This window comes from Novosphingobium mississippiense (genome assembly GCF_044029535.1).
In the GTDB taxonomy this organism is placed as follows: Bacteria; Pseudomonadota; Alphaproteobacteria; order Sphingomonadales; family Sphingomonadaceae; genus Novosphingobium.
The window spans coordinates 1,953,350-1,975,902 of sequence record NZ_CP147001.1 but is presented as its reverse complement, the minus strand read 5'-3'; the positions used below and the strand labels follow the sequence as shown (position 1 = coordinate 1,975,902).

Below are 22,553 nucleotides of genomic sequence, written 5' to 3'. Positions count from 1 at the left end.
CAAGCGTCTCTATCGATATTGTGAGCGGGGCTTTCATGCTGCAGCCTTCCGCTTTTCGCTCTGGTCGCGCGGATTGCCGAACACGAGGTCGTGCGCGGTGACTTTCCCCTTCGTCGCTTTGACGATCGCCTTGATGGCAGCGTGCGAGGCGTTCTGTTCTCCGAAGAGAATGCGCCCGATGGAGACAGCGCTCAGGCCGGTCTTCCGTGCGAGTTCAGCGGGCGTCATCGCGCCGCTTTTCAGATAGGCATCCAGCGTCATGCAAGAAACTTACACCGGACGTAAGTTTCCGGTCAAGCCTGAATTACGCCTGATGGCATTATCAACTTACGCCGGATGCCGGATAATACCCGGCATGACCGACAAGCGCATTTACCTGAAGGAATGGCGCAAGTTCGCCCACAAGACGCAGGCCCAAGTGGTTGCGGCTCTTGAAAGCATGGAAGATCCTAACCTTCCGACGACCGAGGCAAGCCTGTCTCGATTGGAAAACGGGAAGCAACCGTATAGTGAACGCGTCCTTCTCGCGCTCTCTGACATTTACGGCTGCGAGCCTTGGGAATTGATCGGTCGCCATCCCAAAAAGGAGGGGCAGGTCATTGACATGGTTCGGCGGCTTGATGAGCGCGAGCAGGAACGTGTTCGCGCGTATATCGAAGGGCTCCGAGCCGGAGGTAGCGCCGCCTAGCGGCGTAATTCAGCCTGAATCTAGCTATAGCGCGCCTGGCACTGGACTCGTCGAGTGGTGGTTCAGCACATTCTCCCAGACCGATCGGGAATGGATGGATGGTGCGTTTACGCCGCTCGGTATAACTGTGACCCTCACGGCTGCCGCCGTCGATACGCGCAACGGGTCACTAGTTGATGGTTTAGCCCGAACACCAGACAGTGCCGCGTTTAAGCATCTTTCGATGCTTGCAACTTGGTTCAGCAAGCCGGGTCATGAGCATTGCGCAATAGCATTTCTGCACAAGTCCCAAGAGTTCATCAACGCCGACGATATGGATGTGCTCGACAAGCACTTTGCATTGGCGAACCATTGTTCGGTCTTCTATCGATGGCGAGATTCCGTGCCGGGAGCGCTAGAAGGTGCAATAGCGGCATGTGAGATGAGTATAGAGATGCACGAGCGGGCGGCGATGGCGGCGAAGGAGTTCTTCGGAATGATCCCCGCACATGCATGTTTCCGACAACTGCGGATCATCGAAGAAAAGCGCGGCAACTTCGATCGCGCCATAGAATTGTGCGAAATGGCCAAGGCTGGCGGATGGGCAGACGACTGGGATCATGCCATTGCCAGGATCGAGAAGAAAAAGGCCAAAGCTGAAGCCAAGTGAGCGGCTTACGTATCAGGCGTATGCCTCGCTTCGGCGGGGCTTTTTTGCGTCCTCGGCAATCAGGTTTTCATTTTCCTACACAGACCCGCCGCCCCATAATGCCGAGGGCGATTCGCTCGTGCACGCACCCGGCGCAAGAAAACTTACGCCGCATGTAATTTTGGCTTGACGACAAACTTACGCGGGGTGTAATTATGTCTTCAACAGGAACGGCAACGATCCTCCGAGACCGGAGAGACCAGATGCTGGAATTTGTTGGAGGCAACATTGAACGCCATCACCAAGATCACGAGCGCGGCCTGGCACGAAACGCCTACCGTCGCTGCATACCTCGCCACGGTCACCGTTGACGATCTGGCCCTTCGCCGTCCGCTGATCGTGATGGGCAAGGACGAGCTGATCTACACCGGCGACCCGGTAGAGCAGCTGCACGACATGCGCCGCGAGGTGATCGATGCGCTGTTCGGCTGCACCTTCCGGGAGGCGAACGCTTCCGGTCGCGCCCATGCATATCTCGACTTCGAAGACGAGAACCCGAGCGTCGATGCCGTGCTGGCCGAGCGCTTCGGTGATCCGCGCCGGTTCGGCAACGAGCATCCCGACCGCGCCACGCAGATGATGCGCTGCGATGCTCAGATCAAGGCCGCGCAGGCGCGCCACGGGATCGGAGAAGCGGCATGAGCGCGCGCTACACCTTCACCACTTTCATCGCATGGATGGACGGCGAGGAAGAGCAGGATGCGTGCGTGTCCGTGACCTACACGCATTGCAAAGGCTCGCGCCAGACGATGACTGATCCGGCTGAACCCCCTTCGGTCGAGATCGTCGAGATCGCGCCGGTCGATCCCAGCGTGACCCTGCCCGGCGAATGGACCGACGGCAGCCGCGACGAGGAACTGCACCCCGAGTGCTTCGAGGACTTCGCTGACGAGATGGAAGCCGCTGCCGAATTGCGCGCCCAGTCCCGCCGCGACCAGATGATGGAGGGCTTCTAATGTCCAGCACCTATCGCGACTGGAACGTCTACTTCGACCCCAAGCCCATCCCGCACGCCGGGTTCGACTGGGAAGCCACTCACCCCGATTACGACGGGGAAGGCGATGCCAGGATGGTTCACGCTGCCACGTTCAAGGAGCTGGCTGCGGAGATCGACAGCGCAATCTACGAGGCCGAGGAAGGCCCTGAGAGCGGCGCGGTTGACGCGATCACGGGTTACTTCGGCTACAGCAGCTTTTCTAGCGAGAGCAAGGCGCGACAGGTCATTGCCGCGCTCGACAAGGCCGGTTTCGACATCGTTGTTCGGGAGCGGACGGCATGAACCAGCGCATCGCAACCCGCCTGTACCACGGCGACCGCGTTCCAGCCTACTTCACCGCCAAACCCCGCACTCGCATGAGTCAGATCGAAAAGGATCCGACCAGCGTCATCGCGAAGCTGCGCGGAATCGCTGCCGAGGCGCGGGAGCCGGTCGACCTGATCGACGATCCCGAGAACCGCACGGGCTGGGCTGATGCTCAGCCGCCGTATCCGGTCGGCGTCCTGTTCGCATCGCTGGGCTGCGTGTTCATCGCCGCCGTGACCCTGATCGCTTCTGCCGTCTTCGGCTGATCCTCTCCCAACCGCTGCGTCGACGGTGCCCCCACCGGAAGCAGCCACAGTCCCCAGGCATCGGCGCTGTCTCGGGCAAGGATTCCAGCAATGAACGCTGTATCCCAGATTGAGCCGTCGCCGCTGGCAAAACTGCGCGAACCCTTCGCTCCGGGACAGATCTCGAAGCTGCCGAAGGAGACGCGGAACCAGATCGACGCGCGCAAGTCCGACAAGCGGTTGATGGTGTGGAACTGCAAGGAATGCGGCGGCCACCACCACAAGGATGCGGTCCACCTCGATTATGTGGGCCACGCCGCGCTGACGCATCGCCTGCTCGACACTGATCCCGAGTGGTATTGGGAACCCGTGGCATTCGGTCAGGACGGCTTGCCGGTGCTCGACCGCAATGGTGGCCTCTGGATCCGTCTCACCGTGTTGGGCGTAACCCGCCTCGGCTACGGCGACGCGGACGGCAAGCAGGGCGGCAACGCCATCAAGGAGGCCATCGGCGACGCGCTCCGTAACGCGGCTATGCGCTTCGGCGCGGCGCTGGACCTCTGGCACAAGGGCGACCTCCACGGTGACGACGGCGAACCGGCCGATGACGATAAGCCGCAGACCAACACCAGCAAACAAGAGCCGAAGGCGCTCAAGGCCCAGGATGATGGCATGCCTGCGGATGCGTGGGCGAAGCTGATCCAACTGATCGAGGCCACCAACACGGACACCTCCAAGATGCTCAAGAACTTCGGAGTGAAGGACCTCAAGCACCTGTCGCCGCGCCAGTACGACGACGCTGTGGCCAAGCTCGAAGAGACGATGGCCCAGATGGCCCGTGAGCAGAGCAACCGCACTGGCACCCAGTCCGGCGACCTTGCCGACGGCGAAATCCCCTACTGAGAGGACTTGCGATGAACCGCGAAGAATTCTGCGCCCTGCTGGATCGCAAGGGCTATGTTTACCAATCCACCGAGACCGGCGTGGAAGTGAAGAGCTTTCATAACGTCGACCTCAGCAGCCTGACCACGCTTCCCGAGGGCACCACGTTCTCGAACGGCGGCTCCGTCGACCTCAGGGGCCTGACCACGCTTCCCGAGGGCACCACGTTCTCGAACGGCGGCTCCGTCGACCTCAGGGGCCTGACCACGCTTCCCGAGGGCACCACGTTCTCGAACGGCGGCTACGTCGACCTCAGCAGCCTGACCACGCTTCCCGAGGGCACCACGTTCTCGAACGGCGGCTCCGTCTACCTCAGCAGCCTGACCACGCTTCCCGAGGGCACCACGTTCTCGAACGGCGGCTCCGTCTACCTCAGCAGCCTGACCACGCTTCCCGAGGGCACCACGTTCTCGAACGGCGGCTCCGTCGACCTCAGCAGCCTGACCACGCTTCCCGAGGGCACCACGTTCTCGAACGGCGGCTCCGTCTACCTCAGCAGCCTGACCACGCTTCCCGAGGGCACCACGTTCTCGAACGGCGGCTCCGTCGACCTCAGGGGCCTGACCACGCTTCCCGAGGGCACCACGTTCTCGAACGGCGGCTACGTCTACCTCAGGGGCCTGACCACGCTTCCCGAGGGCACCACGTTCTCGAACGGCGGCTCCGTCGACCTCAGGGGCCTGACCACGCTTCCCGAGGGCACCACGTTCTCGAACGGCGGCTCCGTCGACCTCAGGGGCCTGAAGGAAGAATATCAGACCTATCGCGGTGAGCGCATCCGCCTGAAGTACGTCGATGGCTTCACCATGCTGATCCGCTCGGAGCGGATGGTCGGCGACGTGACTATCTATGGCGCTGCCTATTTCGGCGGCGGCGAACTGGCCGATCTGAAGACCTGCTATGTCGCCCACCAGGGCGAGCACTTCGCGCACGGTTCGACAGTTGAAAGGTCCCTGCGCGACCTCCGCTTCAAGGTGATGGAGCGCGATTTCGACGAGGAAGAACTGGTCTCCGAGATCAAGGAGCGCGGCACCGTCTACATCGAAGACTTCCGCCTGATCACGGGCGCCTGCGAAGAGGGCACCCGGCAGGGCATGGCAGAGGCTGGGCTTGATCCCGAGGCCGACGAACTCCCGCTCGCGACCGTCCTTTCCTCCGCCTTTGGCCACTACGGCGAGCGCTTCAAGTCGCTCTTCCAGAAGGAAGCTGCCTGATGCTTACCACCATCTACAAGTCGAGCAGCGGCGATAAGGTGATCGCCGACATGCAGCTCTCGTATGCTCGCAATGCTTTGGGCAAGTTGCAGCGCACCGAGCCGGGCCGCACCGCTGAGATCGACGCGCTCCAGGAGCATGTTGATCGCCTTTCGGCCGAAGCCACCGCAGCGGCGCTGGCCGGTGGCGATGACGCCAACCCGCGCGCTGTGATCGGCGGCAACCACCCGCCCGAGCCGACGCCGGAAGTCTCTGCGGAGAAGCCCTCGGGGCGCGACGCCATCGACACGCATGTTGCCGACCTTCTTACCGAGGCGGGCAACTGGGCCGATGGCGTGGCTATCGAGAACGATGGGCAGGCAGCAGCCGTTGGCACCCTTCATCGCAACCTGCAGACCGCCGTCGCGCTGGTGAAGGACAACGCCACTACTGAGAAGAAGCCCCACAACGAGGCGATCTCGGAAATCCAGGCATGGCAGAACGGCTATGTAGCCAGCGGCCTGAAGGGCACGCCGGACGGCAAGCTGACGAAGGCCATCGCCGCGACCGGCCGCCTTTCCGCCGCCTGGTTGCAGAAGCTTGAGGATGATCGCCGCGCCCGTGAGAAGGCTGCCGCCGATGCTGCTCTTGCAGCCGCGCAGGAGGCCATTGTCGCCCGCGAAGAAGCGAAGGTCAGCACGGACCTTGCCGTCATGGACCGCGCCGAGGACTCACTTGCCGATGCCAAGGCGCTGCTGCGTCAGGCCGAAGGCGTCGCGAAGGAGAAGGTTCGCGTCGACGCAGGCGAGGGGCAGCGCGCGATGACGCTGCGCACGATCTATCACGCCGACCTGATCGATGCCCCGAACAGCTGGGCACTCGCCTACGGCCACTACAAGACCAACCCCGAGTTCATGGCTGAATTCCACGGTCTGATCCAGCGCTGGGCAACTCGTGACGCCCGCGTAGAGGCAACGCGCGTGCGTGGCATCCCCGGCTTCAACATTCGCGAAGAGAAGGTGGTCTAAGCCATGAGCGATATCAACATCTGCACCTTCACCGGCCGCCTTGGCGCTGATCCTGAGGTAAAATCCTTTCAGTCAGGTGGCCGCATCTGCACCATGCGGATGGCCGTCGGTTCCTCGTGGAAGGACCGGGAATCCGGCGAGCGCCGTGAGCGTACCGAATGGGTATCAGTCGTCATCCAGAACGATGGCCTGATCGGAGTGGCTGAGCGCTTCCTCCGCAAAGGCAGCCGGATCGCCATCAGCGGCGAGCAGCGCACTAGGAAATGGCAATCACAGGATGGCAGCGACCGGTACTCCACCGAGATCGTGCTGACGTCGTTCGGCGGCACCCTGACCATGCTCGACAGCAAGCCGGACGGCGACGGGCAGGGCGGGCGCAACCAGGCGCGCGGCAACGGCCAGCGTGATGGCAACGATCGCGGCGGCCAGCGCACCGGCGGCAACTGGGGCCGTCAGCAGGGCGACAAGGAGGTTTACAACTCCGAGCGCGGTGGCTGGCAGGATGGCGCAGCCTCCGCCGACCTCGATGACGACATTCCTTGGTGAGGAGGCGCGAAATGGCACTTCCTCCCCGCAAGTTCAAAGAGCCGGCTCCGAAGAAGGAGCGCCGCTCTGGTCGCTGGAAATCGCAGGCGCACCTTTCGTTCGTCCGGTCCTTCCATTGCGCATGGCCTGGCTGCCAGCGTGCTCCGACCGAGGCGGCACATGTCCGCATCGGAAGTGGGGCAGGCATGGGTCAGAAGCCGGACGACTACCGCGCGGTGCCGCTCTGCGGGGCCGACCTCGATTTTATCGGCCACCACCGCCAGCAGCACGAGATCGGCGAACAGTCGTTCTGGCGCGCCTACCAGACTGCCAGCGGTCAGTCTGTCGAGAAGCTGATCGATAGTCTCTGCGACGCCTCGCCGCGCCGCAAGGAAATCCGGGAGCATCGCAATGGCTAAAGGGCAGACCCTCATCCTGGCGAACGAGGGCGTGCGCCGCCTCGCGCATCAGCTGATCGACCGCGCCCCCGAACGGGCGGTCCTCAATATCCGCGAGGCCACCCGCACCTTGGACCAGAACGCCAAGATGCACGCAATGCTGTCGGACATCAGCCGCGCGAAGCCGATGGGCCGCGTCCTCAAGCCTGAGATCTGGAAGAGCTTGTTCATGGATGCGCTCGGCCACCAGGCCAAGTGGGAGCCCTCGCTTACCGGCGATGGCGTCGTGAACACCGGCTTCCGCTCCTCCCACCTCACGGTTCGCCAGATGAGCGATCTCATCGAGAGCCTGTACGCCTTCGGCGCCGAGCACGGCATCGAGTGGACCGATCCTGCCGAAAGGAAAGCCGCGTGATCTCGCCCGAAACTGCCACCGACATCGCCGTGATGTATCGCGATATCGATGCCGCTGAAAAGCTGCTCGACGACGTCAAGAAGGCGATCGACAATTTCGAGAACGTCGACATCCGCGACGTTTTCGGCCGTCGGCGCCATACCCTCGAGATGGGCATCCCGAGCGGCGAAAGCAGCCGCCGCATCCTGCACGTCCCGTATCAGCTGGCTATCCCGGTGATCGAAGCGACCATTGCCAGCCATAAGGCGCGGCTCACCGCTCTGGCGGAAAAGGCTCGCTTCGAACTCAGCGGGCAGCCCGGCAGCCTTGGCGATCCTATCGGAGGCGAGCTCTGATGGCTGAGAACAGCGCAATCGAGTGGACCCACCACACCTTCAACCCGTGGATCGGCTGCACGAAGGTCGGGCCGGGCTGCGACAACTGCTACGCTGCCGACCTCGCTACCGTCCGCCTCGGCGTGAAGTGGGGACCGGGTGAGGAACGCCGCCACACCGCTGCATCGACGTGGAAGCAGCCGCGCGCGTGGAACCGCAAGGCAGCTGCTGCCGGAATCCGGTATCGCGTGTTCTGCGCCTCGCTGGCCGACGTGTTCGATAACGAGGTTCCTGCCGAGTGGCGCGCCGAGCTGTTCCAGCTGATCCGCGAGACGCCTCACCTAGACTGGCTGCTGGTGACGAAGCGCATCGGCAACGTCGCGAAGATGGCCGATGTCGCTGGCGGACTTCCGGGCAATGTCTGGCTGGGCGCGACGATCGTCAATCAACTCGAAGCTGACCGCGACATTCCGAAGCTGCTCCAGACCAACGGGCCGCGTTTCCGGTTCCTGTCCATGGAACCTCTGCTTGCCGAGGTGAACATCGAGCCATGGCTGAACCCGGACCTGACCTGTCAGGGATGCGACGACGGCGAAGGGTACGGCAACCGTTGCGCCAGTGATCGCGTCCCGCGCGGGGAGCAATGCCCCTGGAATCGCGCTGTGCAGATCGTGACGGATCATGGCCCTTATTCCGACGACGGCGAACCGGCATCCGTCACGTGCGACGTGCGAACGCTGGATTGGGTCATCGCTGGCGGGGAAAGCGGGCCTCATGCGCGCCCGATGCACCCGGACTGGGCTCGCAGCCTGCGCGACCAGTGCGAGGAGACAGGAGTGCCCTTCCTGTTCAAGCAGTGGGGTGAATTCTCGGACTTCGACCACATCGGCATGGATTGGAACGACCTTCCTGATCGCATCCGTGGTCGCCAGCAGTTCATCGGCGGCAAGGCGATGGTCCAGATCGGCAAGAAGCGCGCCGGTCGCCTGCTCGATGGCGTCCAGCACGACGGATATCCGGAAGGAGCCTCGGCATGACCGACACCCGCACTGAGCATACGCCGGGGCCTTGGACCACCGAGCGTGGATTGCCAATCAACCGGATGCCGCGCGTTTGTGGCGCTGATCGGTCTCTTATCTGCGAAGTCGGTAACGTTGGGACGACGCAGGACCAGTGGGAGGCCAACGCTGCCCTGATCGCCGCCGCGCCGGAACTTCTGGCATTCGTGGAACGCCGCGCGAAGGACAATCCGATCTTCGCGAAAGGCCATGAAAAGCAGGAGATTGCGGAAGCAATAGCACTCGTTGCCAAAGCCCGAGGTGTCGCATGAAAACCTTCACCGTAGAGGTGACCCAGGTAGTGCAGGCTTACACGCTTCACCCCGTCACCGAGGAATCCACCTTCGAGGAACTCCGCCTCACCGACGTTGAGCGGGATGCGATCGCGCTCGATCTGGAGAACGAGCTGGGCATCCGGGTATGCGACAAGACGGCGCGGGGGTGGCAGTCCGTTGGCGATATCCTGCGCACCACCCGCGAGAAGTACAACCACATCGTAGGGAACATCAAAGCGAGAGATCGCATGCGGGAGGCGATGGCGTGAGCGTCGAGCCGAACGAGAATGGCGTCTATCCCAAGGATGCCGCTGAGTGCATCGCATGGCCGGGTGCCAAGCAGTACGTCTACGCCGAGATATTCGTGCTGGAAGTAGATGGCGTCTGGCTCGGAGCCAAGCGCTATCAGCTTGGAGGTACGGACCAGCGCGGCGGCGCAGGGCCGCTCACCAAGGGTCACCGCACCCGCCAGGGCGGCGACCATACCGACCGGCAGGCATGCATCGCAGACGAGGCTCGGCAACTGCTGCGCTCGATGGAGAGCAGCGACTGCAAGCTCGCGCCGAAGATCCGGGAATGGTGCCAAGAACTTATCGACGGTCCGCAGCAGATGGACCTTTTCGGAGAAGCGGCATGAAAAACAAGCTTACCGACCTCAACGACCACCTTTTCATGCAGCTGGAGCGCCTGGGCGACGAGAGCCTCGACGCGGACAAGATCGAATTGGAGGCGAAGCGCGCCGACGCAATCGTCGAGGTGGCCGACCAGATCATTCGTAACGCGGATCTCCAGCTGAAGGCTGTGACGATCCTCGCCAATCACGGCGACCGCTTCAAGCCCATGCTCACCATGATCGGAAAGACCGATGCCGAAGGGTAAGTGGATCAGCTACAGCCACGAAGAGCAGGCATGGCTTGAGGCCAACCGGCTATTGCCGATCTCGGAATATCACGCTGGGTTCGTCGCTGCCTTCGCTCGTGATGATGTGACCTCCGTTAATCTCCACTCTCGGCGCAAGCGCCTTGGCTGGAGCACGGGCCGAACGGGACACTTCGAGAAGGGAACCGTACCGCACAACAGGGGCAAGAAATGTGCCCCAGGTACTGGCGGGCGGCACCCCAACGCGCAGCGTACCCAGTTCAAGCGAGGCCAACGCTCAGGCGTGGCCGTTAAGCTCTACAAGCCCGTTGGTACGGAGCGCATCAGCAAAGATGGATACCGTGAGCGCAAGATTCACGACGGAATGCCACTGAAGTCGCGCTGGCGCGCTATCCACCTGGTCGAGTGGGAGGCCGCGCACGGCCCGCTTCCGGAGGGCTACGCGCTCAAGTGCCTAGGCGACAAGGCCAACACTGACCCAACGAACTGGGAGGCCGTTCCACGCGCCCTCCTGCCGCGCCTCGCGGGTGGGAACCAGTACCGCCGTAAGCTGGCGTTTGATGACGCTCCCGATGAGTTGAAGCCGGCAGTGCTTGCTGTGGCGAAGCTGGAGCACGCCGCGCGTGAACGGCGGAAAGCTCGCGCAGCATGAGCGGCCAGAACACCAGCAGCGCGGTCATGCAGCAGCGCCGGGAAGCACGAGACAGCCTCGAAGACTTTCCCACCCCGCCGTGGGCGACGCGCGCGCTGTGCGAGTGGATTAAGGCGAACGTTCGCGAAGACCTCCGCTATGACAGCTGCCGTGAACCTGCGGCCAACCGCGGGCACATGGTCAAGCCGCTATCCGAGTATTTCGCGACCGTTTATGCCGCCGATGTTCATGATTATGGCGCTGGCTTCGCAGTGGAGGACTACCTCTTTGGCCCTCTACCTACCCCAGTAGATTGGACGATCACGAACCCACCGTTCCGCCTAGCCGAACAGTTCATCGAGCGGGCCCTGGAATCGAGCGACTGCGTGGCGGTGATCGTCCGCGCCGCGTTCCTGGAAGGGAAGGGGCGCTTCGAACGACTGTTCGCTAAGAGGCCGCCCAGCCACGTGCTCCAGTTCACTGAACGGGTCGTGATGCACAAGGGCAAGCTCTCTCCCGATGGATCGACCGCCACCGCTTATGCGTGGCTGGTCTGGGTTGATCGGGCGGCCGACACGAAACTGCGCTGGATCGCACCTTGCCGGAAGAGGCTGGAGAAGCCGGAGGACTACCTATGAGCATGGAAGAACGCCTAGCGGACTGGGGACCGGCCCGCTTCATCGAATTAGTGGCAAAGCGCTCTGCAGGCTTCGCGAACCAAGCCGGTGTTGGAGCCATGGAAACCGCCGGCCATCTCATATCGTACCTGGCTGATCATCCCGAGCACATCGAGCCTTGGATCAATGGCGGCTTCTTTGAGCTGCCGATGGACTGGATCGAGCACGGAAGTCTGACCCACCGGGCGCTGAACGGGAAGATCGTATCGCCTCGGTATGCCCGGCAGCATCGGGTCATCAAGAAAATGGAGAAATCGGCGTGACGGCACTGCTGACCGAGAAGGAGGCTGCGGACATGCTCCGTATCGCGCCCCGCACGCTGCGGGAACTTCGGGCGAAGGGCGCGATCCAATATGTCGCCCTGACCGCGCGCAAGATCGCCTATCGGCCGGAAGACTGTGCGGCGTATGTTGCCACTCGGCTGCGGACTGAACGGCCTGCTACTGACCCGAATGCCAAGGGTCGGCGTCGCATCGTCAAAGGTCCGACAGCCGGAGGCCAGATCATCCCCTTCAGCCAGTTGAGTAGGCCATGACCGTCTACAAGCCCAAAGCCAGCCCTTACTACCACTTCGACTATCAATATCGCGGCGTCCGCTATCACGGCTCCACGAACTGCAAGTCGAAGCGCGATGCTGAGCGGTTCGAGCGAGATCACCGCACCGAAGTCGCGACCGGCAAGAAGGGGAAGCCGTCGATCAGCCTCGACGAGGGGATTGGCATCTACTGGCAGGCCAAAGGAAAATTCGACCGCAATTCAAAAGACACGTGGTTCCAGCTTGGCAACATTCTTCGCCTGGTAGGTGGCGGCACCTTGCTTCAAGACATCGGCGATATCGAAGTTGCGAAGATGGTCGCCATCCGTCGCATTGAACCTTCATTCCCGAACAGGCGCATAAAGAGGGGCGAGATACGGCCACCGGTATCGGCGGCCACTGTGAACCGCGAAACCGAACTGCTCCGGCGCGCGTACCGCTTCCTGGCGAAGAAGTACAAGGTGGCCGAGGAGCCGATCGACTGGAACAGCCACAAGCTGAAGGAGCCGAAGGAGCGTGTCCGCGAGGCGAGCCCTGAGGAAGAGGCTCGTTTGTTCGCAGTGCTTGTCGAGAATTATCCCGATATGGCCGACCTGGTCGAATTTGCGTTGTTATCCGGCGCGCGTCGCAAGGCAGTCGTCACGCTGCTGTGGTCGAAGGTAGATCTCCGCAACGGCACGGCATCGGTTCACACCAAGGGCGATGTCTGGCACGAGTTCCCGCTGTCAGACCGGATGAAGCAAATCATCGCCAATCGCCCCAAGGTCGGTCCGTTCGTATTCACCTATGTTTGCGAACGTCCGGCGCCACCGCGCGATGATCGGCCGCGCAGAATCAAGGGCGAGCGATATCCGTTCAGCGAAGAGGGCTGGAACCGCAAATGGTACAAGGCTCTGCGCGAAGCGGGAATCACCGACTTCAGGTTCCATGACCTACGGCACACTGCAGCGAGCCGAATCACCCGGGCATCAAATTTGAAGGTGACGCAGAAGCTGCTGGGGCACACGCGCATTGAAACAACGGCGCGTTACGCTCACGTCGGCGACGACGATATTCGCGCCGCGATGGCAGATGTCGAGCAGTCCCGGAATAGTCCCGAAGCGGTCGGGGAGATTGCCGCTCAAACCCGCAGAAAACCTAACCTTAGGAGGGTCAAGTAATGCTGCTCCCAAAGCAGGCGCGCTACCGGGCTGCGCTACTCCCCGACCCTTCGGTCGTCGATGTTCCGGCAGAGCCGGTGTTCGGCCCAACCTCGGTAATGGTGGGCCCGGCAGGATTCGAACCCGCGACCTAGCCGTTATGAGCGGCCAGCTCTAACCGCTGAGCTACAGGCCCCCGTACCGTTCCCGGCGCCATCGACGTCGCCGGGTGAAAAGCCCGTTAGCTTGGCGCGCGGCACTAGGCAAGCGCTACGGCGTCCATGATTTCACCAACGCTGGTCGGACGCACGCCGCGGCGGGCCAGATGCGTGAAAAGTTGGCGCCACCAATCGTACAAACCCTCAAGATCCCCGACATTCTGTACATAGGGCGTGTGGCCGGGGGCCAGCGAAGGACTGTGGAAAGAAAATACCAGCACCGGCAAACCATCGTCGATCGCGATGTCCACGCCGCGCAGGGCTTCGTCCACGCTGATTCCCTCCGGCGTCAACGCGATGCGTTCCAGCAGGCCGGTGCGGGCAAGCACGCCGCGCATCTGCGGCGTGCGCCACAGGTGCGGGTAGATCACGTTGCCCATCTGGCGCAGCGGGCCCCAGTAGACCGTGGTGAGCGGCAGTTCGAGGAGCCGTCGATCGGCATCGACCCAGTACGGGCGCAGCGGATGGTCACGATAGTTTGCGCCGCCGGTGCTGCTGTAATCGAACCGCGCGCGTACCGAACTGTCGATGGCGATGCCGTGTTCGGCCAGAATCTCGTGCGTGCGCGGCCCCAGTCCGTAGCGGCCGGCGCGATAGATGCGCGGCGCCGTGCCGAATGCCTCGACGATGCGGGCGTGGAGGCGGCCGAACTTCTCGCGCTCCAGTTCGAAAGGCAGGTTGCCGGCGTAGGAGTTGAACTCGTTCACGTCTTCGTCGAACGGCGGGCTGACCCAGGGGTGCAGTTGCACGCCGATATCGGCGCGGCCGGCGCTGACCGCCTCACCGATCGCTTCCGGCGCGCGCGGCGAATCGGCAACGGGATAGTCCACCAGATAGGTGGGCTTTACCCCGAACCCCTCGCAGAACTCCTGGAACTGGCGCAGCGCGGAAACCGTGACGGTGCTGTACCGGTCACGATCGAGCGGCGCGTCCCAGTCGAACTCCTCCTCGGTATCGACGGTGACGATGAAGCGCTGGCCGAAATCGTCCCGGAAACGGGCGAAGGCCTGCGGTTCGGGCGGGTGAAGGAGATTGGGCCCCGACAAGACTGATAATTCCCCCGATCGGGTCGCATCCGGCAGGGCGACAAGGTTCAGAGCGCGCGGCTCTGCGATGAATGGCTATGGTCCGCATCCCGCGCGGTCAACCCGGGCAGGCGTAGTTCCAGGAACGAGCCGGCGCGCTTCAGGCTGCCACCCGCGGCGGCAGCCTCGGCAGCGGCAAGGCGCAGCGTGAAGCCGATCCCGAACATGCCGGTGGAAAGCGCGCTGCCGCGGTCGCCGGTTGGCGTTTCATGGAAGTGATCGTCCATGCGCGCGGCCAGCGAAGCGGGCAGGGCGATGCCAAGGACCACGCCATCGCGATCGGTCTGGTATTCCACCGCCAACACTTCCTCGAACGCGGTCGAGCCGGCCAGCACCGCGAACAGACGCCAGACCAGCCGCTCCGTCTCCGTGCGGTCCAGCGGGATCGGCAGGGTGCCGGCGGCGGGCAGGGCGAAGCCGCTATGGCGCGGTTCCGTCCAGGCTTTCAGGCGATTGATCGTTTCCGCCAGCACGGCGGCCAGATCGCATTCGCCCGATTCCAACCCAAGCACGCCGGTTTCCAGGCGGACGAGCCGGTCCAGTTCCTCGAAACCGGCAAGGATATGCGCGCAATCGCCGGCAATCGCAGCGGCCAGCGCGCGATATTCGTGAGGAGCGGGGCCATAGAGCTGCTGCTGGATGATCTCTGCTGCAACCTGGATCGCATTGGCCGGGGTGCGCAGTTCATGCAGGATCTGGCGCAGGCGATCGGCCTCGCCATGGCCCTCCACGGCGGCACCGACGGCGGCCAGCACGGCGGGGCGGCGCAGGCGGCCGACATAGCCGATGAAGCTGCCGTTGGCGGGATCGAAGCGGGGCACCGCGTCCACCTGCCACAAGCCGCGCACGGCGGAGGCGCCGCTGATCTCGATCTGCGCTGCCCGCAGGGGCAGGCGATGGCGCATGGCGGAAGCGATGCCGGCAGGGGGTTCGGCGGCGGGCGACGCAGCGGCGGGCTCTCCCATGCCTGAGAGGTCCAGCCCGATCAGCGACGGTGCGTGGACGCCATCCACCCAGGAGACGCGGCCGTGGGCGTCGGTGCTGAAATCGATCGCGGCCGGCGCACGCGGCTGGATCGGTGCGGCATCGCCCAGCGACAGGCGCGGAGTGTCGAACGGGCCGTCATGGCCGTGGTGTCCGTTGCCCAGCGCTTCGCGGGCCTTGCGAAATTCCTCGATGCGGCGGACGATCGCGCCGATACCGGCTTCCGTATTGGTCGGCGGCGGGGCAACGCCCAATGAGGCAGCTGCCTGTTCGAATTCCGCGAAAGGCGTGGTTTCGGCGGTGCGAATCGGCGGCGCGGGTTGCGGCGGCGGAGCGGCGGCGACGGTTGCTTCCGGTTCTGCCTCCGGTTCGGGGGCGACGTGCAGCGGTGCTTCGACCGTCACCTCGCCCTCGACTTCCAACAGGTTGTCGAGTTCCAGCGCGTCGACCGGTGGCAGCGCGCGGTCCTGAACGCCCAGCCGTTCCAGCAGCGCGTCCACCTTGGGGCCCAGATCCTGGCGGTGACGCAGGATGCCGCGCGCCCGGATGGGCAGCGCCGGGATCAGCGTCAGCCAGGTGTCTTCGGGAAGCTTGGCCGTACGCACCGCAGCCGTGGCAACTTGCGGTTCGGCTTCGGCCAGTCGTGCGAGAAGGCGGGGATTGCCAAGCGGTTGCAGCGGCTGCGCGAGCAGGCGCGCTCGGTCCGCTGCGGGGATCACCTTGTCCAGTTCGCGCAGTTGCGCAAAACCTGCGGCAACCGCCCACGACCGGGCATTGGCCGGAAGCCGGCCGAGAATGTCCACCAGTTGCCGATACTGGATACGCGCCAGAGCCTCGCCCGTGGTCGGCAGTCGCAATACCGTGGCAAGACGATCGTCGAAATGCATTCATGCTCCAAACCGGTCCGGCCGCCCATCCGCCAATGGGCATCGGACCTCAAGACTCACACTGCTTTACCCCTCCGGCTCCTTCCTAAGCCCAATCGCTTAAGGATAGGTCACCGGCCATCCGACACATGACGGCGAGGCAGCATAACATCTAGCAAACTGTGCAGACAGGGGAAGTCGACGGATTCTAGGCGTTGCAATGCCGGACGATTACGTTAAGGGATAATAATATTACAGGGGCGCAAGCGTTTTCGAGTGGAAGTTACAGGCCGGACGACGCCGGTGCGCCCGCAAGGAAAGATTCGCATGATCAATCTCGATGAAATCGACCGCCGCCTTCTGGCGGAGCTGCAAAGCGAAGGCCGAATTACCAACGTCGAACTGGCGCAGCGCGTCGGCCTGACGGCGCCGCCGTGCCTTCGCCGCGTGCGCAGCCTTGAGGAATCGGGGATCATCCAGGGTTATCATGCCGACCTTGATGCCTCTAAACTGGGCTTCACGATCACGGTCTTCGCGCTGGTCAGCCTGAAGAGCCAGGCCGAAGAATCGCTACGGGCGTTCGAAGACCACATGAAGGGCCTGCCCGAAGTGCGTGAGTGCCATATGCTCAATGGCGAGATCGACTTCATCCTGAAGATCGTCAGCCGCGACCTGCAGAGCTTCCAGGAATTCCTCACCAGCAAGCTGACGCCCGCGCCGAACGTGGACAGCGTGAAGACTTCGCTGACGATCCGCACCGCCAAGAACGTGCCGGGCGTGCCGCTGGAGGGGTAAGCGCATTCGCGCATCCTCTCCATGACGGCCTCAAAAGCCTCTCTTACAACCCCGCCGCCGCTTCCAGCGCAACGATGTAGCTCTGCGCCCCGAATCCGGCCACGGTTCCCTTGGCGGCCATGCCAACCCAGGACTTGTGCCGGAATTCCTCGCGCGTGTGCGGGTTGGAGAGGTGCACTTCGATCACCGGCACCTTGATCGCGCGGATCGCGTCATGCAGCGCGATCGAGGTGTGCGTGTAGGCGCCGGCGTTCAGCAGCACGGCATGGACGCCCTTGTCCTCCGCTTCGTGCAGCCAGTCGACCAGATGCCCTTCGTGATTCGACTGGCGCACGTCGACTTCGAAATCCAGCGCCTCGCCGCGCTCGACCAGCATCGCGGCGATATCGTCCAGCGTCTGCGAACCGTAGATGCCGGGCTCGCGAAGGCCCAGCCGGTTGAGGTTGGGGCCGTTCAGTACATAGACCAGCCTGGCTGCCATTTCGCGAATATCCCTAAGATGTCATCGGCGCGCAGGAGGCGCGCTCGGCGGCGCCCGTCTAGCGCAGTTGCGCGCGGCCTGCCAAGCGGCCGGGGCGCGTTCAGCCGACGGGGGCGGGCGGTTGGCCGACGCGGAACGGCCCCTCCTGGATGGGTGTCAACGGAACGACCGGTGAGCCCGCGGCCGGCGCGGTGCCCGCAGCAGCGGGGACTGGCGCTGCTGCGTTGTCTACGGGCGTATCGTCGGCCTTCTGCTTCTCCTGCGGATCGTCGGGCGTGATTTCCTCGCCACCATAGAACTTGGCAAGATCGGCGGACGCTCGCGCTTTTTTCTCGGCAGAATTGGCACGCGCGGCGGATTCATTGGCGGCCTGCGCTTCGGCCTTGGCTGCGGCAAGTTGCTGTTCGAGTTCCGCCTCGCGGCTCTGACCACATCCGGCCAGCATCAATGCCGGCGCAAGCAGTATCGATGGCAGGACATTCCGAAACACGCAGACGCTCCTCGCAAGACAGCCTTCTCGGCCGCTTGCGAGGAGTTCTATCAATCAAGCGTTAGCGGAATGTTAGCGATCGGAGCCCCTGGTCTTGCCCCACTGGCGCATCGCCGAATAGCCCAGATAGCCGGTGCCGAAGAGGGCGTAGAGCGGTTCGGGAATGCCATTGAGATAGGCGGTCATGGCGCTGGCGATGGCTGTCGCGGTGGCGGGGCTCCAGGCGCCGATCAGGCCCATCGGCAGCGACCACAGCAGCAGGATGTATATCACATAAAGGAAGCTGGGCCGCGCGCGGCTGGTCCAGGGATCGGCGGCATTGGCTTCGGCGACAATGGCTGAAAGGCTGGTCTGCAGCAGGTCCAGTTCCTGCGTGTTCTGCAGTTGCAGCAGTTCCAGCTTGGCGCGGTCGCGCGCTTCGGGGTCGGGGATGACCTTGTCGATGATCTTGGCGACCGGGGCGATCAGGGAATCGAGCAGGGGCATGAGCAGGCACTCCGTTTCGGATTGTTGCCTGCAACCAGATAACCAAATCGGTTCGTGTAGGAAAATTGCCGAGCGTCGGCAGGTCCCCGAAGGGGGAATTTTCTCAATCGACGATGTTCGGAAAATTTTGGTCGGGACGAGAGGATTCGAACCTCCGACCCCCACACCCCCAGTGTGATGCGCTACCAGGCTGCGCTACGTCCCGACCGGAGCGCGGCCTATAGGCACCTCGATCAGATAGCGCAAGCGTCCTTTCGCCACTTTCTTTGCGGTCGCCACGCCAAGGCTGTGGATGAATTTGTCGGGGCCCGAGAACTCTTGGCGCAGTCTTGAAGTGTCGGGGATGATGGCCATCTGCCGGTGATCCGGGGGGAGGGCTTTCGGGCCCGCGTTGCCAGACTTCCGCTTTATTGCTAACCGCGCCCATCCGATGAATCCGGCGAGGGTTTTCGGGGCGGGGCGTGCGGCAGATCCGATGCAACGCGCTATTCGCGCCGGGACGAAACGACAAGAAGGCCTTCCATCTCAATGCAAAGCTCGATCATCAACCTGCTTGCCGCCACAGCCGCCCCAAGTGGAGTTGGTTCGTTTATCGCGAACTTCGGGATCTTCATCCCGATGGCCGCGATCTTCTGGTTCCTTATCCTGCGTCCGCAGATGAAGCAGCAGAAGGACCACCGGAACAAGCTTTCCGAGCTCAAGAAGGGTGACGAAGTGCTGACTGGCGGCGGTTTCGTCGGCAAGGTGCTTCGCGTGGACGACAACTATGTCGACATCGAACTGGCGCAGGGTGTGAAGGTGAAGGCCGTGAAGTCGACCATCGTCGACGTGATCCCGCCCGCCGGCTCCAAGCCCGCCAACGATTGAGGCTTCGGCCCTAAAACCATAAAAAGAGAAGCCTGAGGCTATGCTCGAATTTCCCACCTGGAAGAAGGCCTGGTATTGGGCGCTGACGCTGTTCTTCTGCGCCTGCGCCCTGCCTTCGCTGGTATCGCTGTCGCCGAATCTGACCTGGCCCAGCGCGCTGCCGCATCCCAAGATCAACCTCGGCCTGGACCTTGCCGGCGGCAGCCGCCTGCTGCTGGAAGCCAATCGCGACCAGGTTGCCCAGCAGCGCCTGGAAGGCATGGAAGAATCCGTGCGCACCCGCCTGGGCCAGGCCCAGCCGGTCATCGCCATCGGCGACGTATCCAGCACCGGCGGCAAGCTCAGCTTCACCGTGCGCGATCCTGCGCAAGTGGATGCCGCGCGCGAAGCGATTCTGCCGCTGACCTCCGGCGCGGGCCTGACCGGCCAGCGTGACTGGGACATCACGGTTCAGGACAGCAACCGCTTCATCCTCGTGCCGACCCAGGCCGGCATCGATCTTGCGATCAGCAACGCGATGCAGACCGCGGTCGAGGTGGTGCGCAAGCGTATCGACGCGCTGGGCACCAAGGAGCCCGACATTCGCCGCCTGGGTGGTACCCGCATCGACGTGCAGGTGCCCGGTCTTCAGGACCCGCAGGCGCTGAAGAACCTGCTGGGCCAGACTGCCAAGCTCGAATTCAAGATGGTGGACGAAACCGCCGTCCCCAGCGACCTGGCAAAGGGCATCGTCCCGCCGGGTTCGGAAGTCGTCCCCTGGGCCGATCCCAAGGATCCGGCATCGCAGGGCGTTCCCGTGATCGCGGTGAAGCGTCTGGGCGGCATCAAGGGCGATGAGCTGACCGATGCCAAGCAGGGCTTCGAGCAGAAGACCAATGCACCGGTCGTCTCCATCACCTTCAACCAGCAGGGCGGCGAGAAGTTCGCCAAGCTGACCACCCAGAACGTCGGCAAGCGCTTCGCCATCATCCTTGACGGCAAGGTGCTTTCGGCCCCCAGCATCCGCGAGCCCATCTTGGGCGGCGGCGCGCAGATTTCGGGCAGCTTCACGGTCCAGTCGGCAACCCAGCTTGCCATTGCGTTGCGTTCGGGCGCGCTGCCGGTCGACCTGACCGTGGTCGAGGAGCGCACTGTCGGTCCGGATCTTGGCGCCGATTCGATCCAGAAGGGCATCGTCGCCATGGGCGTCGGCACCGTTCTGCTGATGCTGTTCATCTTCCTGACCTACGGCCGCTTCGGCGCCTATGCGAACCTCGCGCTGATCTTCAACGTGTTGATGATCCTGGGCATCATGGCATTGCTGGGCACCACGCTCACGCTGCCGGGCATCGCCGGCTTCGTGCTGACCATCGGCGCCGCCGTCGACGCCAACGTGCTGATCAACGAGCGTATCCGCGAGGAACGCCATCGTGGCCGTCGCGTCGTGCAGTCGGTGGAACTGGGCTACAAGGAAGCGAGCCGCGCCATCTTCGATGCCAACATCACCAACGCCATTTCGGCCGTGCTGATGTTCGCCTTCGGATCGGGCCCGGTTCGCGGTTTCGCGGTCGTCCTCATGATCGGCATCGCCACTTCGGTGTTCACCGCCGTGACGATGAGCCGGATGTGGGTTGCGGGCTGGCTGCGTCGCGCCCGTCCCAGCGACCTGAACGTATAAAGGTACCAGGCGCATGAAGCTCCTAAAGCTCATTCCCGATAACACGAACATCCACTTCCTGCGCTGGCAGTGGCCGTTCTTCATCACCAACCTGCTCGCGATGGCTGCGTCGATCGTGCTGCTCTTCACGCATGGGTTGAATCTGGGCGTCGACTTCGTCGCCGGCCAGATGATCCGCGTGACGTTCGAACAGAGCGCCACCGCGCCGGTTTCCGCCTTGCGCAAGAGCGTCGATTCGCTGGGCTTCGGCGAACCCACGATCCAGACCTTCGGCAAGCCGAACGAAGTCTCGATCCGCATGAAGCTGCCGAAGGGGGCTGAGGACAATCCGAAGCTGGCCGACGGCATGGCGCGGAAGATCACCGAGAAGGTCCGCCACGACTTTGCCGACGCCCGCGTCGACGGCGTCGATTCGGTCTCGGGCAAGGTTTCGGGCGAACTGTTCCACACCGGCATGCTCGCGCTGGGCCTGGCGATGGTCTGCATCTCGATCTACATCTGGATTCGCTTCGAATGGCAGTTCGCGGCCGGCGCACTGTTCGCGCTGGTGCAGGACATCCTGCTGACCGTGGGCATGTTCTCGCTGACGCAGATGGAGTTTGACCTCAACATCGTGGCCGCGCTGCTGACGCTGTTGGGTTACTCGCTGAACGACAAGATCGTCGTCTACGACCGCATCCGTGAGAACATGAAGAAGTACCGGCGCATGCCGATGAACGAACTGCTCGACCTCTCGGTGAACGAGACGCTGTCGCGCACGGTCGCCACGTCGCTGTCGGTGCTGATCATGCTCGTCTCGCTGCTGTTCCTGGGTCCGGAGGTGATCTTCGGCTTCACTGCGGCGATCACGCTGGGCATCTTCATCGGTACCTACAGCTCGATCTTCATGTCCGCGCCGATCTTGATCTGGCTTGGCGTGAAGTCGGACTCCTTCGTGAAGGCGGAGAGCGAGATCGACCGTCAGGAACGCCTTGCGCGGGAACGCAGCGCGCGTCCTTGATGCGCGTTTCGGCCTGACTTCGATTCCGGCTTAAAACAGGAAAGGGGCCATTCCCGGCAGGGAGTGGCCCCTTTTCCGTTGTATGCGGGGCGTTACTTCGCAAGCCGGTAGAAGTCCGCCACCCGATCGAGTGCGAGACCCAAGACCAGCTTTCCACTGCGAACCGGCCAGCCCAGCGCCTTTTCGGCGAGGGGAAGCGTTTCGCCCGCGCAGACCACGCGCCACAGCACATCTTCAAGGCCGGGCCCCGCCGTCGCGACGGCACCGTCGAACCGCGCCTTGGCGGCGATCTGACGTTCGCCCGGAGTCAGATCCGCGCCGGAGCCGCCGCCGATTCGCACCGGCTCCCACCGCATCGTCACGCGCGGGGCGAGTTGGGCGCGTTCCCAGTCGGCGCGCAGCAGTTCGCCGGCGGCGAAGCGGCGATCGCTCAAGTGACCGCGCGCATGCAGCCAGGAGAGGGCGGACTCGGCGGCGTTGACCGTCACCGTGCGACGACGGCGCGCCTTGCCGCTGGCCCCATTGGCGGCCCCGCCACCCGCGCCGGTACCGCCACCGATGGGGGCGATGCCTTCGCAAGTCAGTTCGCGTTGGACCAGATGTTGCTTCATCGATGCCTCCCTTATGTACGCGCGAAACTTGCCAAAACGGATCGCATGTAGGAAAGAAGAAACCTAATTGGTTATTCCGG

At 63.4% G+C, this 22,553-nt stretch carries 35 protein-coding genes, 3 tRNA genes and 1 pseudogene; 28 read left to right on the top strand and 11 right to left on the bottom strand.

Features of this window, described 5'->3' with window-relative positions:
- Positions 1-33 precede the first annotated feature (33 nt).
- Positions 34-261 (bottom strand): hypothetical protein, encoded by a 228-nt coding sequence (locus WBP06_RS09340; RefSeq protein ID WP_395326907.1) that lies wholly within the window; start codon positions 259-261, stop codon positions 34-36.
- 94 nt (positions 262-355) lie between these two features.
- On the opposite strand from WBP06_RS09340, the gene WBP06_RS09335 reads away from it, so the two are divergent.
- From WBP06_RS09335 to WBP06_RS09225, 23 genes and pseudogenes are all read left to right on the top strand, one after another.
- Complete coding sequence (locus WBP06_RS09335) at positions 356-688, top strand: helix-turn-helix domain-containing protein (RefSeq protein ID WP_395326906.1); 333 nt, start codon at positions 356-358, stop codon at positions 686-688.
- Between the two features lie 94 nt (positions 689-782).
- A complete protein-coding gene (locus tag WBP06_RS09330; RefSeq protein WP_395326905.1) occupies positions 783-1,337 on the top strand; it encodes a hypothetical protein in 555 nt (184 codons plus the stop codon).
- Between the two features lie 267 nt (positions 1,338-1,604).
- Positions 1,605-2,018 carry a hypothetical protein gene (locus WBP06_RS09325; protein ID WP_395326904.1) on the top strand — a complete coding sequence of 138 codons (414 nt, stop codon included), beginning with the start codon at positions 1,605-1,607 and terminating at the stop codon, positions 2,016-2,018.
- On the top strand, positions 2,015-2,332 hold the full coding sequence (locus tag WBP06_RS09320) for a hypothetical protein (RefSeq protein WP_395326903.1): 318 nt from the start codon (positions 2,015-2,017) through the stop codon (positions 2,330-2,332). The genes WBP06_RS09325 and WBP06_RS09320 overlap by 4 nt, the downstream gene beginning before the upstream one ends.
- Entirely contained in the window at positions 2,332-2,655 is a 324-nt protein-coding gene (locus tag WBP06_RS09315; protein WP_395326902.1) for a hypothetical protein, read from the top strand. The genes WBP06_RS09320 and WBP06_RS09315 overlap by 1 nt, the downstream gene beginning before the upstream one ends.
- On the top strand, positions 2,652-2,945 hold the full coding sequence (locus tag WBP06_RS09310; protein ID WP_395326901.1) for a hypothetical protein: 294 nt from the start codon (positions 2,652-2,654) through the stop codon (positions 2,943-2,945). Before WBP06_RS09315 ends, WBP06_RS09310 begins: the two co-directional genes overlap by 4 nt.
- A gap of 90 nt (positions 2,946-3,035) precedes the next feature.
- Complete coding sequence (locus tag WBP06_RS09305) at positions 3,036-3,827, top strand: hypothetical protein (protein ID WP_395326900.1); 792 nt, start codon at positions 3,036-3,038, stop codon at positions 3,825-3,827.
- 11 nt (positions 3,828-3,838) lie between these two features.
- Entirely contained in the window at positions 3,839-5,080 is a 1,242-nt protein-coding gene (locus WBP06_RS09300; RefSeq protein ID WP_395326899.1) for a hypothetical protein, read from the top strand.
- Positions 5,080-6,087, top strand: a complete 1,008-nt coding sequence (locus WBP06_RS09295) for a hypothetical protein (protein WP_395326898.1) — start codon at positions 5,080-5,082, stop codon at positions 6,085-6,087. The genes WBP06_RS09300 and WBP06_RS09295 overlap by 1 nt, the downstream gene beginning before the upstream one ends.
- 3 nt (positions 6,088-6,090) lie before the next feature.
- Positions 6,091-6,633 (top strand): single-stranded DNA-binding protein, encoded by a 543-nt coding sequence (gene ssb / locus WBP06_RS09290; RefSeq protein ID WP_395326897.1) that lies wholly within the window; start codon positions 6,091-6,093, stop codon positions 6,631-6,633.
- An 11-nt stretch (positions 6,634-6,644) separates the two neighbouring features.
- On the top strand, positions 6,645-7,031 hold the full coding sequence (locus WBP06_RS09285; protein ID WP_395326896.1) for a hypothetical protein: 387 nt from the start codon (positions 6,645-6,647) through the stop codon (positions 7,029-7,031).
- A complete protein-coding gene (locus WBP06_RS09280; protein ID WP_395326895.1) occupies positions 7,024-7,425 on the top strand; it encodes a recombination protein NinB in 402 nt (133 codons plus the stop codon). Before WBP06_RS09285 ends, WBP06_RS09280 begins: the two co-directional genes overlap by 8 nt.
- On the top strand, positions 7,422-7,760 hold the full coding sequence (locus tag WBP06_RS09275) for a hypothetical protein (RefSeq protein ID WP_395326894.1): 339 nt from the start codon (positions 7,422-7,424) through the stop codon (positions 7,758-7,760). The genes WBP06_RS09280 and WBP06_RS09275 overlap by 4 nt, the downstream gene beginning before the upstream one ends.
- Positions 7,760-8,776 (top strand): phage Gp37/Gp68 family protein, encoded by a 1,017-nt coding sequence (locus tag WBP06_RS09270; RefSeq protein WP_395326893.1) that lies wholly within the window; start codon positions 7,760-7,762, stop codon positions 8,774-8,776. Before WBP06_RS09275 ends, WBP06_RS09270 begins: the two co-directional genes overlap by 1 nt.
- A complete protein-coding gene (locus WBP06_RS09265) occupies positions 8,773-9,069 on the top strand; it encodes a hypothetical protein (protein ID WP_395326892.1) in 297 nt (98 codons plus the stop codon). The genes WBP06_RS09270 and WBP06_RS09265 overlap by 4 nt, the downstream gene beginning before the upstream one ends.
- Positions 9,066-9,341, top strand: a complete 276-nt coding sequence (locus WBP06_RS09260; protein WP_395326891.1) for a hypothetical protein — start codon at positions 9,066-9,068, stop codon at positions 9,339-9,341. Before WBP06_RS09265 ends, WBP06_RS09260 begins: the two co-directional genes overlap by 4 nt.
- Complete coding sequence (locus WBP06_RS09255) at positions 9,338-9,709, top strand: hypothetical protein (protein ID WP_395326890.1); 372 nt, start codon at positions 9,338-9,340, stop codon at positions 9,707-9,709. The genes WBP06_RS09260 and WBP06_RS09255 overlap by 4 nt, the downstream gene beginning before the upstream one ends.
- Entirely contained in the window at positions 9,706-9,951 is a 246-nt protein-coding gene (locus WBP06_RS09250; RefSeq protein ID WP_395326889.1) for a hypothetical protein, read from the top strand. The genes WBP06_RS09255 and WBP06_RS09250 overlap by 4 nt, the downstream gene beginning before the upstream one ends.
- The gene (locus WBP06_RS09245) at positions 9,938-10,603 is read left to right on the top strand and encodes an HNH endonuclease (RefSeq protein ID WP_395326888.1); all 666 of its coding nucleotides are present in this window, start codon (positions 9,938-9,940) and stop codon (positions 10,601-10,603) included. The genes WBP06_RS09250 and WBP06_RS09245 overlap by 14 nt, the downstream gene beginning before the upstream one ends.
- A complete protein-coding gene (locus WBP06_RS09240) occupies positions 10,600-11,220 on the top strand; it encodes a hypothetical protein (RefSeq protein ID WP_395326887.1) in 621 nt (206 codons plus the stop codon). Before WBP06_RS09245 ends, WBP06_RS09240 begins: the two co-directional genes overlap by 4 nt.
- Complete coding sequence (locus tag WBP06_RS09235) at positions 11,217-11,522, top strand: hypothetical protein (protein WP_395326886.1); 306 nt, start codon at positions 11,217-11,219, stop codon at positions 11,520-11,522. The genes WBP06_RS09240 and WBP06_RS09235 overlap by 4 nt, the downstream gene beginning before the upstream one ends.
- The gene (locus tag WBP06_RS09230; protein WP_395326885.1) at positions 11,519-11,794 is read left to right on the top strand and encodes a helix-turn-helix domain-containing protein; all 276 of its coding nucleotides are present in this window, start codon (positions 11,519-11,521) and stop codon (positions 11,792-11,794) included. Before WBP06_RS09235 ends, WBP06_RS09230 begins: the two co-directional genes overlap by 4 nt.
- A pseudogene (locus tag WBP06_RS09225) lies at positions 11,791-12,822 on the top strand (tyrosine-type recombinase/integrase); the annotation flags it as partial. The gene WBP06_RS09230 and the pseudogene WBP06_RS09225, both read left to right, overlap by 4 nt.
- 76 nt (positions 12,823-12,898) lie before the next feature.
- On the opposite strand, the gene WBP06_RS09220 reads toward WBP06_RS09225, so the two are convergent.
- A tRNA-Pro gene (locus WBP06_RS09220) sits at positions 12,899-12,999 on the bottom strand.
- Between WBP06_RS09220 and WBP06_RS09215 the strand changes: the two genes are divergently transcribed.
- A complete protein-coding gene (locus tag WBP06_RS09215; RefSeq protein ID WP_395326884.1) occupies positions 12,954-13,088 on the top strand; it encodes a hypothetical protein in 135 nt (44 codons plus the stop codon). The genes WBP06_RS09220 and WBP06_RS09215 overlap by 46 nt on opposite strands.
- Here the strand turns inward: WBP06_RS09215 and WBP06_RS09210 are convergent.
- The 3 genes from WBP06_RS09210 to WBP06_RS09200 form a co-directional block, all read right to left on the bottom strand.
- Positions 13,054-13,129 (bottom strand) — tRNA-Ile (locus WBP06_RS09210). The genes WBP06_RS09215 and WBP06_RS09210 overlap by 35 nt on opposite strands.
- A gap of 63 nt (positions 13,130-13,192) precedes the next feature.
- A complete protein-coding gene (locus WBP06_RS09205; protein WP_395326883.1) occupies positions 13,193-14,197 on the bottom strand; it encodes a polysaccharide deacetylase family protein in 1,005 nt (334 codons plus the stop codon).
- A 47-nt stretch (positions 14,198-14,244) separates the two neighbouring features.
- Positions 14,245-16,107 carry a sensor histidine kinase gene (locus WBP06_RS09200; RefSeq protein ID WP_395326882.1) on the bottom strand — a complete coding sequence of 621 codons (1,863 nt, stop codon included), beginning with the start codon at positions 16,105-16,107 and terminating at the stop codon, positions 14,245-14,247.
- 306 nt (positions 16,108-16,413) lie between these two features.
- Here WBP06_RS09200 and WBP06_RS09195 point away from each other — a divergent pair, with 306 nt between their 5' ends.
- Positions 16,414-16,881: an Lrp/AsnC family transcriptional regulator gene (locus WBP06_RS09195; protein WP_132385696.1), complete on the top strand. Its 468-nt coding sequence runs from the start codon at positions 16,414-16,416 to the stop codon at positions 16,879-16,881.
- 43 nt (positions 16,882-16,924) lie between these two features.
- Here WBP06_RS09195 and aroQ read toward each other — a convergent pair whose 3' ends face one another.
- From aroQ to WBP06_RS09170, 5 genes are all read right to left on the bottom strand, one after another.
- The gene (gene aroQ, locus WBP06_RS09190) at positions 16,925-17,362 is read right to left on the bottom strand and encodes a type II 3-dehydroquinate dehydratase (protein ID WP_395326881.1); all 438 of its coding nucleotides are present in this window, start codon (positions 17,360-17,362) and stop codon (positions 16,925-16,927) included.
- 100 nt (positions 17,363-17,462) lie between these two features.
- Complete coding sequence (locus tag WBP06_RS09185; protein ID WP_395326880.1) at positions 17,463-17,852, bottom strand: hypothetical protein; 390 nt, start codon at positions 17,850-17,852, stop codon at positions 17,463-17,465.
- A gap of 72 nt (positions 17,853-17,924) precedes the next feature.
- Positions 17,925-18,338 carry a holin family protein gene (locus tag WBP06_RS09180; protein ID WP_395326879.1) on the bottom strand — a complete coding sequence of 138 codons (414 nt, stop codon included), beginning with the start codon at positions 18,336-18,338 and terminating at the stop codon, positions 17,925-17,927.
- Positions 18,339-18,466: 128 nt separating this feature from the next.
- Positions 18,467-18,543, bottom strand: a tRNA-Pro gene (locus WBP06_RS09175).
- Positions 18,534-18,692: a hypothetical protein gene (locus WBP06_RS09170; protein ID WP_395326878.1), complete on the bottom strand. Its 159-nt coding sequence runs from the start codon at positions 18,690-18,692 to the stop codon at positions 18,534-18,536. Before WBP06_RS09170 ends, WBP06_RS09175 begins: the two co-directional genes overlap by 10 nt.
- Positions 18,693-18,866: 174 nt before the next feature.
- Here WBP06_RS09170 and yajC point away from each other — a divergent pair, with 174 nt between their 5' ends.
- From yajC to secF, 3 genes are read left to right on the top strand one after another with little or no spacing between them, the layout of a single operon-like run.
- Complete coding sequence (gene yajC, locus WBP06_RS09165) at positions 18,867-19,205, top strand: preprotein translocase subunit YajC (protein WP_395326877.1); 339 nt, start codon at positions 18,867-18,869, stop codon at positions 19,203-19,205.
- A 40-nt stretch (positions 19,206-19,245) separates the two neighbouring features.
- Positions 19,246-20,862: a protein translocase subunit SecD gene (gene secD / locus WBP06_RS09160; RefSeq protein WP_395326876.1), complete on the top strand. Its 1,617-nt coding sequence runs from the start codon at positions 19,246-19,248 to the stop codon at positions 20,860-20,862.
- Between the two features lie 13 nt (positions 20,863-20,875).
- Positions 20,876-21,862, top strand: a complete 987-nt coding sequence (gene secF, locus WBP06_RS09155) for a protein translocase subunit SecF (protein WP_395326875.1) — start codon at positions 20,876-20,878, stop codon at positions 21,860-21,862.
- 92 nt (positions 21,863-21,954) lie between these two features.
- Here secF and WBP06_RS09150 read toward each other — a convergent pair whose 3' ends face one another.
- Positions 21,955-22,473, bottom strand: a complete 519-nt coding sequence (locus WBP06_RS09150) for a DUF6456 domain-containing protein (protein ID WP_395326874.1) — start codon at positions 22,471-22,473, stop codon at positions 21,955-21,957.
- Positions 22,474-22,553 lie beyond the last annotated feature (80 nt).

Excerpts from the sequence above, each read along its gene's own strand:
- WBP06_RS09330 (WP_395326905.1), top strand. The coding sequence starts at position 783 with ATGGATGGTGCGTTTACGCCGCTCGGTATAACTGTGACCCTCACGGCT.
- WBP06_RS09195 (WP_132385696.1), top strand. The coding sequence starts at position 16,414 with ATGATCAATCTCGATGAAATCGACCGCCGCCTTCTGGCGGAGCTGCAA.
- WBP06_RS09260 (WP_395326891.1), top strand. The coding sequence starts at position 9,066 with ATGAAAACCTTCACCGTAGAGGTGACCCAGGTAGTGCAGGCTTACACG.
- WBP06_RS09270 (WP_395326893.1), top strand. The coding sequence starts at position 7,760 with ATGGCTGAGAACAGCGCAATCGAGTGGACCCACCACACCTTCAACCCG.
- WBP06_RS09265 (WP_395326892.1), top strand. The coding sequence starts at position 8,773 with ATGACCGACACCCGCACTGAGCATACGCCGGGGCCTTGGACCACCGAG.
- WBP06_RS09340 (WP_395326907.1), bottom strand. The coding sequence starts at position 261 with ATGACGCTGGATGCCTATCTGAAAAGCGGCGCGATGACGCCCGCTGAA.
- WBP06_RS09150 (WP_395326874.1), bottom strand. The coding sequence starts at position 22,473 with ATGAAGCAACATCTGGTCCAACGCGAACTGACTTGCGAAGGCATCGCC.
- WBP06_RS09215 (WP_395326884.1), top strand. The coding sequence starts at position 12,954 with ATGCTGCTCCCAAAGCAGGCGCGCTACCGGGCTGCGCTACTCCCCGAC.
- WBP06_RS09250 (WP_395326889.1), top strand. The coding sequence starts at position 9,706 with ATGAAAAACAAGCTTACCGACCTCAACGACCACCTTTTCATGCAGCTG.
- WBP06_RS09180 (WP_395326879.1), bottom strand. The coding sequence starts at position 18,338 with ATGCCCCTGCTCGATTCCCTGATCGCCCCGGTCGCCAAGATCATCGAC.
- ssb (WP_395326897.1), top strand. The coding sequence starts at position 6,091 with ATGAGCGATATCAACATCTGCACCTTCACCGGCCGCCTTGGCGCTGAT.
- WBP06_RS09200 (WP_395326882.1), bottom strand. The coding sequence starts at position 16,107 with ATGCATTTCGACGATCGTCTTGCCACGGTATTGCGACTGCCGACCACG.
- WBP06_RS09310 (WP_395326901.1), top strand. The coding sequence starts at position 2,652 with ATGAACCAGCGCATCGCAACCCGCCTGTACCACGGCGACCGCGTTCCA.
- WBP06_RS09315 (WP_395326902.1), top strand. The coding sequence starts at position 2,332 with ATGTCCAGCACCTATCGCGACTGGAACGTCTACTTCGACCCCAAGCCC.
- WBP06_RS09280 (WP_395326895.1), top strand. The coding sequence starts at position 7,024 with ATGGCTAAAGGGCAGACCCTCATCCTGGCGAACGAGGGCGTGCGCCGC.
- WBP06_RS09170 (WP_395326878.1), bottom strand. The coding sequence starts at position 18,692 with ATGGCCATCATCCCCGACACTTCAAGACTGCGCCAAGAGTTCTCGGGC.
- WBP06_RS09285 (WP_395326896.1), top strand. The coding sequence starts at position 6,645 with ATGGCACTTCCTCCCCGCAAGTTCAAAGAGCCGGCTCCGAAGAAGGAG.
- secF (WP_395326875.1), top strand. The coding sequence starts at position 20,876 with ATGAAGCTCCTAAAGCTCATTCCCGATAACACGAACATCCACTTCCTG.
- WBP06_RS09335 (WP_395326906.1), top strand. The coding sequence starts at position 356 with ATGACCGACAAGCGCATTTACCTGAAGGAATGGCGCAAGTTCGCCCAC.
- aroQ (WP_395326881.1), bottom strand. The coding sequence starts at position 17,362 with ATGGCAGCCAGGCTGGTCTATGTACTGAACGGCCCCAACCTCAACCGG.
- secD (WP_395326876.1), top strand. The coding sequence starts at position 19,246 with ATGCTCGAATTTCCCACCTGGAAGAAGGCCTGGTATTGGGCGCTGACG.
- WBP06_RS09320 (WP_395326903.1), top strand. The coding sequence starts at position 2,015 with ATGAGCGCGCGCTACACCTTCACCACTTTCATCGCATGGATGGACGGC.
- WBP06_RS09240 (WP_395326887.1), top strand. The coding sequence starts at position 10,600 with ATGAGCGGCCAGAACACCAGCAGCGCGGTCATGCAGCAGCGCCGGGAA.
- WBP06_RS09305 (WP_395326900.1), top strand. The coding sequence starts at position 3,036 with ATGAACGCTGTATCCCAGATTGAGCCGTCGCCGCTGGCAAAACTGCGC.
- WBP06_RS09300 (WP_395326899.1), top strand. The coding sequence starts at position 3,839 with ATGAACCGCGAAGAATTCTGCGCCCTGCTGGATCGCAAGGGCTATGTT.
- yajC (WP_395326877.1), top strand. The coding sequence starts at position 18,867 with ATGCAAAGCTCGATCATCAACCTGCTTGCCGCCACAGCCGCCCCAAGT.
- WBP06_RS09295 (WP_395326898.1), top strand. The coding sequence starts at position 5,080 with ATGCTTACCACCATCTACAAGTCGAGCAGCGGCGATAAGGTGATCGCC.
- WBP06_RS09235 (WP_395326886.1), top strand. The coding sequence starts at position 11,217 with ATGAGCATGGAAGAACGCCTAGCGGACTGGGGACCGGCCCGCTTCATC.
- WBP06_RS09245 (WP_395326888.1), top strand. The coding sequence starts at position 9,938 with ATGCCGAAGGGTAAGTGGATCAGCTACAGCCACGAAGAGCAGGCATGG.